At 67.6% G+C, this 13,890-nt stretch carries 17 protein-coding genes and 1 tRNA gene; 4 read left to right on the plus strand and 14 right to left on the minus strand.

Annotation, left to right across the window (positions count from 1 at the left end):
• Window positions 1-27: 27 nt before the first annotated feature.
• From ACIPRS_RS02255 to ACIPRS_RS02285, 7 genes are read right to left on the minus strand one after another with little or no spacing between them, the layout of a single operon-like run.
• A complete protein-coding gene (locus ACIPRS_RS02255) occupies window positions 28-1,050 on the minus strand; it encodes a beta-propeller fold lactonase family protein (protein ID WP_446537373.1) in 1,023 nt (340 codons plus the stop codon).
• Complete coding sequence (locus tag ACIPRS_RS02260) at window positions 1,047-1,475, minus strand: molybdenum cofactor biosynthesis protein MoaE (RefSeq protein ID WP_446537374.1); 429 nt, start codon at window positions 1,473-1,475, stop codon at window positions 1,047-1,049. The genes ACIPRS_RS02255 and ACIPRS_RS02260 overlap by 4 nt, the downstream gene beginning before the upstream one ends.
• A 2-nt stretch (window positions 1,476-1,477) precedes the next feature.
• Window positions 1,478-1,723, minus strand: coding sequence for a molybdopterin converting factor subunit 1 (gene moaD / locus ACIPRS_RS02265; RefSeq protein WP_446537993.1), 246 nt, complete (start codon window positions 1,721-1,723; stop codon window positions 1,478-1,480).
• On the minus strand, window positions 1,720-2,202 hold the full coding sequence (gene moaC, locus ACIPRS_RS02270) for a cyclic pyranopterin monophosphate synthase MoaC (protein ID WP_446537375.1): 483 nt from the start codon (window positions 2,200-2,202) through the stop codon (window positions 1,720-1,722). Before moaC ends, moaD begins: the two co-directional genes overlap by 4 nt.
• Window positions 2,203-2,217: 15 nt before the next feature.
• A complete protein-coding gene (moaA, locus tag ACIPRS_RS02275) occupies window positions 2,218-3,231 on the minus strand; it encodes a GTP 3',8-cyclase MoaA (RefSeq protein ID WP_446537376.1) in 1,014 nt (337 codons plus the stop codon).
• Entirely contained in the window at window positions 3,228-3,980 is a 753-nt protein-coding gene (locus tag ACIPRS_RS02280; RefSeq protein ID WP_446537377.1) for an MBL fold metallo-hydrolase, read from the minus strand. The genes moaA and ACIPRS_RS02280 overlap by 4 nt, the downstream gene beginning before the upstream one ends.
• 1 nt (window position 3,981) lies before the next feature.
• Complete coding sequence (locus tag ACIPRS_RS02285) at window positions 3,982-4,731, minus strand: 3-deoxy-D-manno-octulosonic acid kinase (RefSeq protein ID WP_446537378.1); 750 nt, start codon at window positions 4,729-4,731, stop codon at window positions 3,982-3,984.
• A gap of 19 nt (window positions 4,732-4,750) precedes the next feature.
• Between ACIPRS_RS02285 and ACIPRS_RS02290 the strand changes: the two genes are divergently transcribed.
• Window positions 4,751-5,797 (plus strand): glycosyltransferase family 9 protein, encoded by a 1,047-nt coding sequence (locus ACIPRS_RS02290; RefSeq protein ID WP_446537379.1) that lies wholly within the window; start codon window positions 4,751-4,753, stop codon window positions 5,795-5,797.
• Between the two features lie 12 nt (window positions 5,798-5,809).
• On the opposite strand, the gene ACIPRS_RS02295 is transcribed toward ACIPRS_RS02290, so the two are convergent.
• Entirely contained in the window at window positions 5,810-6,217 is a 408-nt protein-coding gene (locus ACIPRS_RS02295) for a DUF6165 family protein (protein WP_446537380.1), read from the minus strand.
• Between the two features lie 117 nt (window positions 6,218-6,334).
• Window positions 6,335-6,425 (minus strand) — tRNA-Ser (locus ACIPRS_RS02300).
• A 214-nt stretch (window positions 6,426-6,639) separates the two neighbouring features.
• Between ACIPRS_RS02300 and ACIPRS_RS02305 the strand changes: the two genes are divergently transcribed.
• On the plus strand, window positions 6,640-7,344 hold the full coding sequence (locus ACIPRS_RS02305; protein ID WP_192201270.1) for a PP2C family protein-serine/threonine phosphatase: 705 nt from the start codon (window positions 6,640-6,642) through the stop codon (window positions 7,342-7,344).
• 15 nt (window positions 7,345-7,359) lie between these two features.
• Here the strand turns inward: ACIPRS_RS02305 and dnaQ are convergent, their stop codons facing one another.
• The 4 genes from dnaQ to ACIPRS_RS02325 are packed head-to-tail and all read right to left on the minus strand — an operon-like array spanning window position 7,360 to window position 9,518.
• On the minus strand, window positions 7,360-8,088 hold the full coding sequence (dnaQ, locus tag ACIPRS_RS02310; RefSeq protein WP_446537381.1) for a DNA polymerase III subunit epsilon: 729 nt from the start codon (window positions 8,086-8,088) through the stop codon (window positions 7,360-7,362).
• Window positions 8,088-8,648: a GNAT family N-acetyltransferase gene (locus tag ACIPRS_RS02315; RefSeq protein ID WP_446537382.1), complete on the minus strand. Its 561-nt coding sequence runs from the start codon at window positions 8,646-8,648 to the stop codon at window positions 8,088-8,090. Before ACIPRS_RS02315 ends, dnaQ begins: the two co-directional genes overlap by 1 nt.
• The gene (rnhA, locus tag ACIPRS_RS02320) at window positions 8,645-9,094 is read right to left on the minus strand and encodes a ribonuclease HI (protein ID WP_142123987.1); all 450 of its coding nucleotides are present in this window, start codon (window positions 9,092-9,094) and stop codon (window positions 8,645-8,647) included. The genes ACIPRS_RS02315 and rnhA overlap by 4 nt, the downstream gene beginning before the upstream one ends.
• Before the next feature lie 19 nt (window positions 9,095-9,113).
• Window positions 9,114-9,518 carry a methyltransferase domain-containing protein gene (locus ACIPRS_RS02325; protein WP_192200748.1) on the minus strand — a complete coding sequence of 135 codons (405 nt, stop codon included), beginning with the start codon at window positions 9,516-9,518 and terminating at the stop codon, window positions 9,114-9,116.
• A gap of 312 nt (window positions 9,519-9,830) precedes the next feature.
• Between ACIPRS_RS02325 and gloB the strand changes: the two genes are divergently transcribed.
• Together gloB and ACIPRS_RS02335 are read left to right on the plus strand one after the other, a co-directional pair.
• Window positions 9,831-10,610 carry a hydroxyacylglutathione hydrolase gene (gloB, locus tag ACIPRS_RS02330; protein WP_446537383.1) on the plus strand — a complete coding sequence of 260 codons (780 nt, stop codon included), beginning with the start codon at window positions 9,831-9,833 and terminating at the stop codon, window positions 10,608-10,610.
• A gap of 14 nt (window positions 10,611-10,624) precedes the next feature.
• Complete coding sequence (locus ACIPRS_RS02335; protein WP_446537994.1) at window positions 10,625-11,806, plus strand: transglycosylase SLT domain-containing protein; 1,182 nt, start codon at window positions 10,625-10,627, stop codon at window positions 11,804-11,806.
• 68 nt (window positions 11,807-11,874) lie between these two features.
• Here the strand turns inward: ACIPRS_RS02335 and ACIPRS_RS02340 are convergent, their stop codons facing one another.
• On the minus strand, window positions 11,875-13,851 hold the full coding sequence (locus tag ACIPRS_RS02340; RefSeq protein WP_446537384.1) for a peptidyl-prolyl cis-trans isomerase: 1,977 nt from the start codon (window positions 13,849-13,851) through the stop codon (window positions 11,875-11,877).
• Window positions 13,852-13,890 lie beyond the last annotated feature (39 nt).

Consider the following 13,890-nt stretch of genomic DNA (forward strand, 5'->3'; position numbering starts at 1 on the left):
GGGCACGCGACATCAGCGGTCACATCCCTAGTCCGCGACGATGCCCAACGCATCCGGTTCGCGGCCGGTGACCCAGTAGTCGATCACCTGCCAGCGCTGCGTGTCGATCACGGCGATCCTGTCACCGCCACTGATCGCGACGTAGGCACGTGGACGGTCCGCCGCGACCGCAACGCCGATCGGCAACGCCGCATTGCCCAGCATCGTGGGCTGGTAGGTCATGTCTTCGCGCGACAGCGACAGGGAGGCCACCGGCACCCTGGTGCGCGTGTTGAACACAGCCAGTGTCGCCGCCCGTGCATTGGTGACGAACGCCAGCGTGCCGTCGGGCGAGAACACCACCCGGATGGGGAATCCCTTGCTGCTCATGCGTCGCTTGACGACCAGCGTCCGCGGGTCATGCACGGTGATCGTGCCGTCCTCGCGATTGGTCACCCAGACCTCGGTGCCATCGGGGCGGACCGCGACGCCCTCCGCGCCTTTCCCGGCAGGCCGCTCCACCGTCTTCACGCCCGTCTGCAGGTCGATGCGGCTCAGTGTGCCGGCCTGGATCTTGGTGAGGTAGGCGACACGTCCGTCCGGCGACACCGCCATCATGTGTCCGGTGCCACCTCCCACCTCGATCACGCGCTCGATCTCGCCCTTCGGTACGTCGACCACCAGTACGCTGGCCGAGCCTTCGGTGGTGACCAGTACCCGGCGGCCATCCGGCAGGAAGCGGAGCCCGTGCGGGGCACTGTGTTGCCCCAGATCGATGGATCGCGTTGGCTTGCCGCTCCGCAAGTCCAGCACCGACAGCGTGTTGCCGGATTTCGCCGCACCGTAATTCGTCACCACGGCAAGACGGCCATCCGGGGCCACCGCGATCTCGTGCGGCGCTTCGCCCGTGCGGAATTCGCCGATCCTGCGTCCATCACGCAACGACAGCCGCCAGACGGTGTCCGCGGACTTGTTGCCGACGAGAAGCTCCGCCGCGTTGCCGACCTGCATGGCAAGCGACGTGACGGTTGCCAGGCACGCAGAAAGAAGAAGGGTGCGCCGTGGCTTCAAGGCCCATCCCCCATCGGATGCAGCCAATCCGCATCGCCTTCGCGGTAGTGCTCCCGCTTCCAGATCGGCACGCGCTGCTTCACTTCATCGATGATGTAGCGACAGGCATCGAACGCGGCACCGCGGTGCGCAGCGCTCACGCCCGCCCATACCGCCAGGTCCCCGATGGCGAGCGTGCCCACGCGATGCACACAGCCCGCCGCCACCACATCGAACCGCGTCATCGCCTCGGCGAGGATGCGTCCGCCCTCGATCTCGGCCAGGGCGGCATAGGCCTGGTAGTCGAGGCCGTCGACGGCCCGACCCGCGTGATGGTCGCGCACCCATCCCTCGAAGCTGGCATATCCGCCGGCGCGCGCATCAAGGAGGGATCCGCGCAGCGTGGGCACGTCGAGTGGAACCTCGGAGAGTCGGAAACCGTGCATGCTCAGCCTCCACTCACCGGGGGAATGAAGGCGATCTCGCTGCCCTCGACGGGAGCATCGTGCCAGTGGGCGAATTCGCCGTTCATCGCGACCCGCAGATGTTCGCGCGGCCAGGCGATGCCATGCCGCGCCTGGACCTCGGCATAGAGTCCGGCAAGATCGTTGGCGCGGGTACTGACCGACTCGCTGGCCACATCGGTGCGCTCGCGCAGGCTGGCGAAATAGAGCAATGTCACGGTGACCATCAGACCCGGCCCACGTCGTGCTTGCCGCCACGCTTTCCCACCAGCTTGGCGGGACCCAGCACGATGGCATGCGACAGCGCCTTGCACATGTCGTAGACCGTCAACGCGGCAATCGTGGCGCCGGTGAGCGCCTCCATCTCCACGCCGGTCCGATGGACGGTGCGGACGTGGCAATCGATGCGCAGCGTGGACTCGCCGTCCCAGTCCACAGTCAGCCTGCAGCCGTCGATCGGCAGCGGATGGCAGAACGGGATCAGGTCGTGGGTGCGCTTGACCGCCATCGTGCCGGCGATGATGGCGGTGTCGACGATGCCGCCCTTCGCGCTGCGCAGGCGATTCCGTCTGAGTTGGCGCGCGACATCTGCCGGGAAGCGTACGCGGCAGGTGGCGCGGGCTTCGCGTGCAGTGGCCTCCTTGCCGGATACATCCACCATCGCGGGTCGGCCATCGGCATCCAGATGGGTCAGGGCTTTGCGGGGCATGCGGGTCCTGGGGCTTCAACCGCCGATAAGATACATCTCGACGCGTCGCCGGTCCCGCACTTCCGGACTGCCGCGAAGTTCGCTGTAGCGGTCGCCGCGCGCGTTCCACAGGCTGGCGACGTGCGCGACCAGCGCCTCCTCGCCCTGCCCCACCACCGCGCGCAGGTCGGCGCCTTCCGAGGCGAACAGACAGGTGAAGAGCCGGCCATCGGCCGACACGCGTGCCCGGTGGCAGTCGCCGCAGAACGGCGTGCTGACGGAGCTGACAAAGCCGACTTCGCCGCCGCCGTCATCGAAGGCATAGCGCTCGGCCACTTCGCCGCGATAGTCCGCCTGCAGCGCATGCAGCGGCCAGCGCGCTCCGATGCGATCGCGCAGCACGGAGGACGGGACCATCCGGTCACGTCGCCAATCGTTGCTGTCGCCGACGTCCATGAATTCGATGAAGCGCACCACGTGTCCCGTTCCGCGGAAGCGTTCGACCAGCGGCAGCACCTGCGCTTCGTTGACGCCGCGCTGGACGACGGCGTTGATCTTCAGGCGGGTGAATCCGGCCGCCATGGCCGCATCGATACCGGCCAGCACGTCGCGCACCTGTCCGCGGCGCCCCGACATGTCGGCAAACACTTCGGGGTCGAGCGCATCCAGGCTGACCGTGATGCGGCGCAGGCCCGCGTCGTGCAGCGCACGCGCCTGCGCCGCCAGCAACATGCCGTTGGTGGTCAGCGCGATGTCTTCAAGCCCGGCAATACCCGCCAGTCGTCGCACCAGTTCCGGGAGCCGCTTGCGCAACAGCGGCTCGCCACCCGTCAACCGGAGCTTGCGCACGCCCAACCGTGCGAAGGCGCGAACCAGCGTCTCGATTTCGTCGAAGGAAAGCCGCTGCGAGGCGTCGGTGCCGTAGTCCTCGGGCACGCGGTCGGCCGGCATGCAGTAGCCGCACCGGAAATTGCAGGCATCGATGACCGACAGGCGCAGGTCGTGCAGCGGCCGCCCCAGCAGGTCATGCGGCAGCGTAGAACTGTTCACGGCAGCACCGTCGGGAGGGGCTGCGCCAGCGGGATCACCTCGCCGGGCATCGCCACGCGATGGCCGCGCGCGCGCAGTGCCGCGCCTTCTTCCGCGCTCGCGTAGTGGTACAGCACGCAGCGGGCCAGCAACGGCGCCGGATACTCGCGCTCCAGGTCATCGATGCCACTGTGCGAGGGGTTGCCGTGCAGCGCGCAGTCGTGGGCAATCAGTTCGTCGGCATCGGCGTGGCGTGCCAGCATCTCCGGGATCGGGCGCGTGTCGCCGGTCCAGACCACGCTGCCACGCAGGCGCAGCCCGAACGCCGTCTCGGGCCAGTGATGGCGAACGGGAAACACCTCCAGCCGCTGGCCGTCGTGCCAGAACGCATCGCCCACGGGCACCAGCTGGAACGCATCCCAGAAATTCGCGCCGCCCTCGGCCAGCACGTTCGGATAACTGGCGACGCGCTGGTGCAGCAGCGGAACCAGCGGCGCGGGGACGTACAGGCGTACCCTGCCCCGCCGTGCGGAATCGAAATAGCTGCCCACGAACAGGCGCTCGAAGCCGGCGACATGGTCCAGGTGCAGGTGGGTGAGGAAGATGGCATCGGGCATCCCGCCATAACGGGTCTGGTACGCCGTCAGTCCCTCGCCACCGCAGTCGATCACCAGCCAGGGCTGCCCGCCCCGTTCCAGCGTGGCCATCGCCGAACCCAGCTCGACGGCACTGGCATTGCCGACGCCGAGGAAGCGTAGCGCCCAGTCCATGTCAGTAGCCTCGCGACCAGGCATGGTCGTAGGCACGACGCAGGTTCGCGAAGTCGTAGCCCACTTCGTCCTCGCTGCGTTCGCCGCGCAGCTTGAGCAGGGAGCGCCTGAGCCGCGCGAGATTCTGCTCGCGCCATGCGGTGGCCGGGATGCGTAGCCGGCCGCGGTCGAAATCGATCAGCCAGCCATGTCCGCCGCCATCGAAAAGGATGTTCTGGGCGTTGAGGTCGGCATGGTCCAGGCCCGCGCGATGGAAGCGCGCCACCAGCCTGCCGGTGCTCTCCCATGGCGCATTGCCGGCGGCCTGGCCTGCGATATCGGCCAGCGTACGCACCTCCATCAACCGTTCCAGCAGGATGGAGGCGCGGTAGAACATGCCGTCGCGCACATAGCTGGCGGCCACCGGGCGCGGCACCGGCAGGCCGCGCGCCAGCAGCGCGCGCGTGAGCCGGAATTCGGCGAAACTGCGTGTGCGGTCCGGTCCGTGCCAGAGATAGCGGTCCTGGCTGAAACGCGCGGCCAGGCCGCCGCGCCGGTAGTGGCGCAACACGCACTGGCTGGAAGGGGCATCGATGAACCAGGCCCCGCCCCGTCCGCCACTGTCGACCGGGCGGGCACGGTCTCCCCACTTCTCCGGTGCGAACCAGTCGGGATCCGCTTGCCGCAGGTGTTTGCGGTCGAACAGAATCGCACCGTATCCGCTGCCTTCGCGGAACGGCGTCAGGGATTCCGAGGCGTCAAATCCGACCATCCAGCGAGTCTAACAACACTTGTCCACGATTCCCCAATCACTCTGCCTGCTCCGCCTGTCCGCACTCGGCGACGTGACCCATGTCGTGCCGCTGGTGCGCACCCTGCAACGGCACTGGCCTCGGGCGCACCTGCATTGGGTGATCGACAAGGGCGGATTCAAGCTGCTCGAAGGACTGGACGGCGTGACCTTCCACACCTACGACAAGAAGACCGGGCTGGCCGGCATGCGCGCCTTGCGCCGCGCGTTGCCTGCAGGAGGATTCGACGCCTTGCTGCAGATGCAGGTGGCCCTGCGCGCCAATTTGTTGTCGGCCTTCATTCCTGCCCGGCGCCGGATCGGCTACGACCGCAGCCGCTCGAAGGACCTGCATGGCCTGGTCGTCAACGAACGCATCCCCGACCGGCCCGGCATCCACGTGCTCGACGCGATCGGCAGCTTCTGCGAACCCCTCGGCCTGCGGCAGACCGATGTGGTGTGGGACCTGCCGGTCCCCGCCGACGCGCACGCCTGGGCGGCTGCGCAGTGGAGCGCCGATCACCAGCGCACGCTGGTGATCTCACCGTGCTCGAGCCACGAACGGCGCAACTGGTACGCCAACCGCTACGCCGCGGTGGCCGACCACGCTGCCGCGCAGGGTTGGCGCATCGTGGTGTGCGGAGGCCGCAGCGACCTGGAGCGACGCACCGCCGACGCGATCATCTCCGGCATGCGTTCGCCGGTGCTGGACCTGGTGGGCAAGGACACCCTCAAGCAACTGCCGGCCCTGCTGGCGCGCGCAGACCTGGTGATGACGCCGGATTCCGGCCCCATGCACATCGCCAACGCGATGGGTGCGGCCGTGCTGGGACTGCATGCGGCCAGCAACCCGCTTCGCAGCGGCCCTTACTCCAGCGTCCGCTACTGCGTGGATCGCTACGATGATGCCGCGCGCCGCTACAAGGGCCGGCCGGCCGCGGCGCTGAAGTGGGGAACCAAGATCGAACACGATGGCGTGATGGAACTGATCACCGTGGAAGACGCCATCGCCGCCTTCGAACGTCGCCGCAACGATCTTGGCGGGTAGCCCGGGGTCCCGTCAGGACGTGCCGCCGGGGCGATAGTCCTGGTACGACTTCTCTTCCACGTAGCTGGAACCCAGCGCGAGGTTGATCGCCTTCTTGATCCGGGCCCGCTCATCGTTCTCGATGTAGACGCTGCGGGCCAGGCGGATGAAATCCTCGTCGAATGCCTGCGCCTTCTCCTTCAGGCGCACATCATCCTCGATCACCCACAGGCGCTCGTTGACGGCCTTCAGCTGCGCACGCAGCTCTGCGATGTTGTGGCCTGCGACCGGGTGGGCCATCCAACTGTGTTCCAGCGCCGCCAGCTCATCGCGCACATGGGCGAGCTTGGCGGGATCGCTCATGCGCTCGGACTTGATCTGGAGGATGGCGATCTTGTCCAGCAGCTCACCGAAGGAAACGGGGACGAGGATTTCGGACATGACGGCTCCCGGGCAAAGAACGCCATTCTAGGCGCAGCCGCCCGCGAGGTAGTCGCGGCAGCGCTGGGTCAGCCCTCCTACAACGCAAAAGCCCCCTTGCGGGGGCTTTCTTGAAACTGGCGGAGAGGGAGGGATTCGAACCCTCGATACGCTATTAACGTATGCCTGATTTCGAGTCAGGTACATTCAACCACTCTGCCACCTCTCCGGTGGCCCCGGGCTTGCCGGGGGCGTGAATGATACGTGGCGGACTGCATCCGGACAAGCCGGAAGGCACAATCCGCGTGGCCGCATCACTCCGTCTGCACGTGAATGAACCCCGGTTGCCGTCCGGAACCACGCCAACCTTGCCCGATGTCCTGTCCGACCGGATCATTGCGTATGACCGGATAGGCGAAATCCGTCCGAACAGACAGGGCACCATGATCGAATTCGGCCACATCTCCCACGTCGGGCTCCGGCGCGAGCTCAACGAGGACACCTACTACGGCGACAGCGAGCTCGGGCTCTGGCTGGTGGCCGATGGCATGGGCGGCCACGCCTGCGGCGAGGTGGCCAGCGCGCTGGCGCGGGAGACCATCGTGCGCGAGATCCGCGACGGCACACCGCTGGCGCAGGCCATCCGGATCGCCGACGAGGAGATCATCCGCACGTCGCGCCGACGCAACGACACCCTGCCGATGGGCACCACCGTGGTGGCCGCCCGCATCCAGGGCAACCGGTTCGAAGTGGCCTGGGTCGGCGACAGCCGCGCCTACCTGTGGCGCGAAGGCCAACTGGCGCAACTGAGCCAGGACCACAGTTACGTGCAGGAACTGATCGCACAGGGCGCGCTCACCAGTGAACAGGCCCGCACCCACCCGCACCGCAACGTCGTCACCCAGGCCCTGGGCGTCACGGACCCCAACCATCTCAACGTGGAAACCATGACCGGTGAACTCCGGCCCGGCATGCAGCTCCTGCTATGCAGCGATGGCCTGACCGAAGAGGTGGACGACGGCAGCATCGCCGCCACGCTGAAATACGACGACTGCAGCGCCCAGGAATGCGTGGATACCCTGATCGCCGCCGCGCTGGATGGCGGTGGCTCGGACAACGTCACCGCCGTCCTGGTGCGCTGCCACTGACGCATCAGGGGCCGCTCAAACGGCCTCGAACGCGGGCGGGTCCCACAGGCACCGCCCACCCGCCTTCTTCCGCAGGGTCGCCAGGCGTGCCTCGTGTGCGGCCAGTTCGTCCACGGTGGGCGAAACGCGCGGGCGGGCGCCGGTATTGGCGGAATCGAACCGATGCACCACGGTCGCGGCTGACCCGGGCGCCGTGTCTTCCGCTCCTCCGAACCCGATTTCCCGCTGGCCGGCGGTGAGGTTCAGGTACACGTCGCACAACAGCTGGGCGTCCAGCAGGGCGCCGTGCAATTGCCGGTGGGTGTTGTCCACGCCCAGCCGCTTGCACAGCGCGTCCAGCGAGTTGCGCTGGCCGGGATAGCGTTGTCGCGCCAGCAGCAGCGAATCTTCCACGGTGACCCGGTCCGCCAGGCGGCCGTAGTGCTCACCCAGCCGCGATAGCTCATAGTCCAGGAAGCCCACGTCGAACGCGGCGTTGTGGATCACCAGCTCCGCGCCGTCGATGAAGGCCAGGAATTCATCCGCGATGGCGGCGAAGAGTGGCTTGTCGGACAGGAATTCCAGGCTGAGCCCGGTGACTTCCGCCGCTCCCTGCTCGAATTCGCGCTGCGGGTTGATGTACTGATGGTACGTGCGCCCGGTGGGTCTGCGTTCAAGCAGTTCGACACAGCCGATTTCGACCACCCGGTTGCCTTTCCTCCACTCCAGGCCGGTGGTTTCGGTATCGAGGATGATCTGGCGCATCAGGCGTTGGCTTCCGTAGGTACATTCAGGTGGAACAGATCGAGCGCATGCTCGACGTGCGGCAAGACGACCATTCTGTCGAATTCGAATCCCAGCTTCTGCAACAGGCCGATGGAGGCCGCATTGTCCGGATTGACGATGGCCTGCAGCCGGGTGATGCCGAGCCGGGTCCTCGCATCGGCGATCACCGCATGCGCGGCCTCGCATGCGTAGCCCCGGCCGCAATGGTCGGGCAGCAATGCATAACCCAGGTCCGGCCCATCGAGGCCCTCGCGCCGCACCAGCCCGCAGTTCCCGATCAACGCACCGGTGTCCTTCAGCTGGACGGCGTACATCCCGAACCCGTGTTCCGCATAGCTGCGCAGCGCGCCATTGCGCAGGTAGTCGCGTGCCTGCTCCAGGCTGCGGACGCCGCGGTCCGCGATGTTGCGGATGAAGGCGGCGTCGTTGAGCAGTGCCAGCATCAGGGCCGCGTCGGCGTGTGCGTCATCGGACATCGCGTACAGGCGCAATCGGGCGGTCTGGGCGACAACCTGTCCCGGCAGGAGTGGCACGGTCACGCCACGGCACCGCTGCGAAAGCGCACCGCCGCGTTGCGCGCGAGCACGTCCACGCGCTCGTTGTCGGGGTCGCCGTTATGGCCCTTGACCCACTTCCAGTCGATCTTGTGGCGAGCCGTAGCCGCGTGCAGGCGCTCCCACAGATCGCGATTCTTCACCGGATCGCCGCCCGCGGTCTTCCAGCCGCGCCGCACCCAGCCGGGCATCCATTCGGTGATTCCCTGGCGAACGTATTGCGAATCGATATGCAGCGTGACCTCGCAGCCTTCCGTCAGCACTTCCAGCGCAGCGATGGCGGCCATCAGCTCCATCCGGTTGTTGGTGGTCTGCGCCTCGCCGCCGACCACTTCCCGCTCCTTTTCGCCGTAGCGCAGGAGCGCTGCCCAGCCGCCGGGGCCCGGGTTGCCCAGGCAGGAACCATCGGTATGGATGCTGACGTGCTTCATGTGTCCTCTTGGTCGGGTATCAGGCTGCGGGCGCGGTGCGCCACGCGCGCGCCACGGGCGCGGGGGGAATCAGGCCGGCCACGCGCTTCTCCGCTTCCAGCAGGCGGGCGGCGCGCAACGGTGCAGGGCCGTTGCCGGGAGCGTCCGGCATGCCGCGCCAGACCGGGCCGTAGTGCAGGACATGCTGCGACATCGTCAGCCCCGCCGCCGCCAACTGGAGGCGCCACTGGTCCAGCGCACGCGACTTCAACCCGGTGCCGCGCCAGCGCAGGCGATAAGGGCTCCACGGATTGAGGACGAACAGCCACAGGCGTCCTCCGGGCTCCAGCACCCGGGCGCACTCCTGCAGCAGCGGCTGCGGATCGCCGGCGTCCAGGGCGTGCTGCAGCACGATCACGCCCACGGCCTCGGTGGGCAGCGGCAAGGGCAACCCGCAGTGGACAGGCCCTGACAGACGATGCGAGCCCGCGGTTGCCCTCAGGCGCAGCCCGCGCGTCGCGGGAGCGGTGGCGGAGGGATCCGTGCCCTCCGGCAAGACCCAAAGCCAGGGCTGCGGGGTGCGACTGGTGAGCGCCTGGCTTACCCGGGCATGCTCCGACGCGAGTATCGGCCCGCCTCGCCCCGTCCCGAACCACGCCAGGGCATCGGGTTGACGGGTAAATGCGAAGGCAGGCATGTTCGGATTGTAGAGGACGCCGCGCCCGGCCGTCCGTTCTTGCCCGGAGCCCGTCCCCCGATGCGCCTGCTCGCCCTGCCCGCCTTCGAAGACAACTACATCTGGGCACTGGTGGACGACGACGGTGACGCGCTCGTGGTGGATCCCGGCGACGCGGCGCCTGTCCTTGCGGCCACCGGCAACGGCTTGTGGCCTGCCGCGGTCCTGATTACCCACCATCACCCCGACCATGCCGGCGGCATCGCCGCCCTGCGGGACCGCTGGCCGACGCTGCCGGTGTTCGCGCCTGAAGACGAACGCATTCCCGATGCCACGGAGCGCGTGGGCGACGGCAGCGTCGTCCGGGTGAAGCGCTGGCGACTGTCGGTGCTGTCGGTCCCCGGACATACCCGCAGCCATGTCGCGTTCCACGGGGGAGGCAGCGAGGGTCCGCCCCACCTGTTCTGCGGGGATACGCTGTTCAGCCTGGGCTGCGGTCGACTGTTCGAAGGTACGCCGCCGCAGATGCTCGCTTCGCTGGAACGCCTGGCCGCCTTGCCGGACTCGTCGCTGGTCTGCTGCGGCCATGAGTACACCCTGGCCAACGCCGCTTTCGCCGAAACCGTGGATCCGCACAACCCCGCCCTGCGCCTGCGCATCCAGGAAGCCCGCGCCATGCGCCGTACCGGCCGCCCCACCCTGCCCACCTCGCTGGCGGCCGAGGTGGCCACCAATCCCTTCCTGCGCGTGGACGATGAAGCCGTGCGCGAAGCGGTCACGCATCGGCTGGGAAGGCCGCCTGCCGACCGGGTGGAAACGTTCGCGACACTGAGGCAATGGAAGAACGATTTTCGCGCATGAGCAGACGCAACCGAATGCATCGGACGATCCTCGCCGCCGGCCTGGCCATCATCGCCCACCCCGTGATGGCTGCCGATCCTGCGCCCTCCATCGAAACGCAGGCGCAGCTGCCAGAAGCGCCAGCGGTCGATCCGCTTGCTCCCGCGAGCCTGTCCGCCACGCACCAGCGCAGCGGCCTGGAGATCTACCAGCGCTTCCGTGACGGGCTCGCCGATCCGGAGTGCGACAGCCAGGCAACGAACGGTCGCTGGAAAAAGCACTTCAGCCATGCGCCAGGCCAGCTCGCCAGCGCACAGGAAGACCTGCTGCCGTTGTTCGGCTACGTGGTCGACGCCCTGCGCGATGCCCACCTGCCCACCGAGTTCGCGCTCATCCCGTTCGTCGAAAGTGGCTACAAGCCCGGTGCGCGCAACCCCAGCGGCCCGGCAGGGCTGTGGCAATTCATCGGCATCACGGCCCGCAACCACGGCGTCCCCATGCGCGAGGGCTACGACGGACGGCTATCGCCGGTGGACTCCACGCAGGCGGCCATCCGCTACCTCAAGACATTGCACGGCATGTTCGGCGGCGACTGGAGGCTGGCGGTGATGGCCTACAACGCGGGGGAATACCGCGTGCTGCAATCCATGCGCCGCGCAGGCATGAACGCACGCAATGCAAGGCCGGCGGAATTGCCCGGGCTCTCCGGCATCACGTACGCCTACGTGGAGAAGTTGCACGCACTGGCCTGCGTCTTCCAGCAGGCCGACGACCGCGATGCCTGGCTGCGGCAGATGGACCGCCCCGTGCCCCGGTTGGCGGCACACACGCTGCCAGGGGACGCCACGCTGGAATCCTGGGCGCGCAGCCAGCAACAACCCGCCACGCTTCTCAAACGCCTCAATCCTGCGCTTGCAGGCCGCTTCAGCCGCGGAACGAAGCCCCTGCGATTGCTCGCGCCCGCCATCGCCGGCGACGACAGCGCAACCGGCACGAGTGACACCCCTGCCGCCCCACCCGCCGTCGCCAGCGCGGACATGCCTGGCACCGAACCCGCCCCTTCACGCACGCACGTTGTGAAAAGCGGCGAGTCGGCCTGGACCATCGCGCGCCGGTACGGCATTTCCACCACGCACCTGTTGCGCGTGAATGGCCTGAAAGCGGACGCCGTCCTTCGCCCCGGCATGGTGCTGAAGCTGGACGACGATCCGGCCTGATGCGCGGGCCGGGCTGAAAAAAATCCCGCCGTTCGGCGGGATTCTTCATGTCGCGAGGGGTGCCCGGCTCAGAGCCGGTCTTCGAACACTTCGACCTTGAAACGCTTGCGCAGTGCATCGACGTACGCCTGTGTCGCAACGCCGCCGTTCAACTGCGTCATCTGCTGCTGCATCGTCGCGCGCTCTTCGGCTGGCATGTCGGCAATCGCACCCTCCGTCACCTTGTTGACGGTGAAGATGGCGTAAGCGCCATCACCCAGCGCCACCTTGCCCGCCGTCGCCTTGCCTTCCGCCGGGCGCGCCGCCGCGAAGATCGCTTCGTTCGCCTCGGCCGTCGGCATCGGCATGCCACGACGCAGGCCGGGCAACTCGTTGTAGCGCAGGCCATCGGCCGCAGCGATGGTCGCGAGCGACTCACCCTTCTGCACGCGTGCGACCAGCGCGTCCGCAGCCGCCTCGGCGGCCTTCTCGCGGCGGTCGGCACGGATGGCGAGCACGACGGCGTCGCGCGCCTTGTCCATCGGCAACGCCTGTTCCGGCGTGTGCTGGGCGACCCGGATGACCACGCTGTGGTTGGGCGCGATTTCGATCGGATCGCTGATGGTGCCGTCCTGGACCAGCGTGTCCGAGAAGGCGGCACGCAACACGGCCGGTACGGTCGCGATGCCCTGGGGATTGGTGCGGGAGAACGGGCCGACCTTCTGCAGCGGCAGCCCTGTCGCCTGCGCGGCCGGGGCGAGCGCGGTCGGATTCTTCAGGGTTTCATTGACCACGCGGCCCGCCAGGTCGTTGAACGCGCGATCACGCTCGCTGCTGGCTTCTTCCGCCGCCAGTTCCTCGCGCACCTCCTCGAAGCTGCGGCCGGTACCGCCCGTGACCTGCTTCAACTGCAGCACGTGGTAACCGAAGTCGCTCTTCACCGGTCCACGGATCTCACCGGCCTGCATGGCGAACGCAGCGTCCTCGAAGGGTTTCACCATCGAACCGTCCTTCGCGAACGGCGGCAGCTCGCCCCCCATGTCCTTCGAACCCGGGTCTTCCGAATTGGCGCGCGCCAGTGCCGCGAAGTCGGCGCCCTCACGCGCCTGCTTGGCCAGCGCAGCGGCTTTTTCTTCCGCCTTCTTCTGCGTGGCGGCATCGGCGTTCGCGTCAGCCGCGATCAGGATGTGGGCGACCACACGCTGTTCGGGAGAGACGAAACGCGACTTCTCGGCGTCGTAGCGCTTGCGCAACGCAGCCTCGTCGGCGGTGGCGGTGACCGGCAGCGCGGCACCATTGATTTCCAGATACTCCAGCGAGACCTGCTCGGGCTGCTTGAAGTCGTCCTTGTGTCCGTCGTACCAGGCCTTGATATCCGCATCGCTGACGGGCGTGGCGTCCTCCGCGGCCGGCGGCAACAGGGCAATGCCGATGTCGCGCGTTTCGCCCAGCAGCTTCCACATGCGCTCCTGCTCGCCCTCGGTGACGAAGTCGGAATCGCTGATCGCCTGGGGCACCAGCATCATGCGCAGCCGTTCGCGCTGGTCTTCCTGGAACTTCAGCGGGGAGATCGCAGGTACCTGCGACGACAGCAGCATCTGGTACTGCTCCTGGCTGAACTTGCCGTCGATCTGGAACGCGGGCTCGCTCAGGATCATCTTCTGCACGGCTGCATCGCCCACGACGATACCGGCGCGCTTGGACGCCAGCGCCAGCACCTTCTGGTCGATCAGTTGCTCAAGCACCTTGCGCTTGTTGTCGACACTCTCGAACTCGCGCGGATCGAACGCTTCACCCTGCGCCTGTCGCTGCTGCTGGCGCGCCTGCTCGAATGCGGCGCGGAATTCATCCTGGGTGACTTCCTCGCGCTGCCACAGCATCGAAGCCGGCCACCATTGGGGTGCCGAATCCCACCATGTCGGCGGCGCTTCGACCAGGGCAACGTCGCTGGCGGTGCCACCGGTCATGTACTCGTTCACGCCGACGAAGGCGAACGGAATGATCAGCAGACCCAGGATCAGGCTGGCGACCCAGCCGGAGGTTTTGTCGCGGAGTTTCTGCAGCATGTGTGCACGGGGCTCGGATTCTTTCAGCCGCGAAGTTTA

The sequence above is a fragment of the Pseudoxanthomonas sp. LARHCG66 genome (assembly GCF_052871755.1).

Bases quoted from the DNA above. Each gene is read 5' to 3' on its own strand.
- ACIPRS_RS02260 (WP_446537374.1), bottom strand. From the start codon at position 1,475: ATGCACGGTTTCCGACTCTCCGAGGTTCCACTCGACGTGCCCACGCTG.
- moaC (WP_446537375.1), bottom strand. From the start codon at position 2,202: ATGCCCCGCAAAGCCCTGACCCATCTGGATGCCGATGGCCGACCCGCG.
- ACIPRS_RS02280 (WP_446537377.1), bottom strand. From the start codon at position 3,980: ATGGACTGGGCGCTACGCTTCCTCGGCGTCGGCAATGCCAGTGCCGTC.
- ACIPRS_RS02285 (WP_446537378.1), bottom strand. From the start codon at position 4,731: ATGGTCGGATTTGACGCCTCGGAATCCCTGACGCCGTTCCGCGAAGGC.
- ACIPRS_RS02295 (WP_446537380.1), bottom strand. From the start codon at position 6,217: ATGTCCGAAATCCTCGTCCCCGTTTCCTTCGGTGAGCTGCTGGACAAG.
- ACIPRS_RS02305 (WP_192201270.1), top strand. From the start codon at position 6,640: ATGATCGAATTCGGCCACATCTCCCACGTCGGGCTCCGGCGCGAGCTC.
- dnaQ (WP_446537381.1), bottom strand. From the start codon at position 8,088: ATGCGCCAGATCATCCTCGATACCGAAACCACCGGCCTGGAGTGGAGG.
- rnhA (WP_142123987.1), bottom strand. From the start codon at position 9,094: ATGAAGCACGTCAGCATCCATACCGATGGTTCCTGCCTGGGCAACCCG.
- gloB (WP_446537383.1), top strand. From the start codon at position 9,831: ATGCGCCTGCTCGCCCTGCCCGCCTTCGAAGACAACTACATCTGGGCA.
- ACIPRS_RS02335 (WP_446537994.1), top strand. From the start codon at position 10,625: ATGCATCGGACGATCCTCGCCGCCGGCCTGGCCATCATCGCCCACCCC.
- ACIPRS_RS02340 (WP_446537384.1), bottom strand. From the start codon at position 13,851: ATGCTGCAGAAACTCCGCGACAAAACCTCCGGCTGGGTCGCCAGCCTG.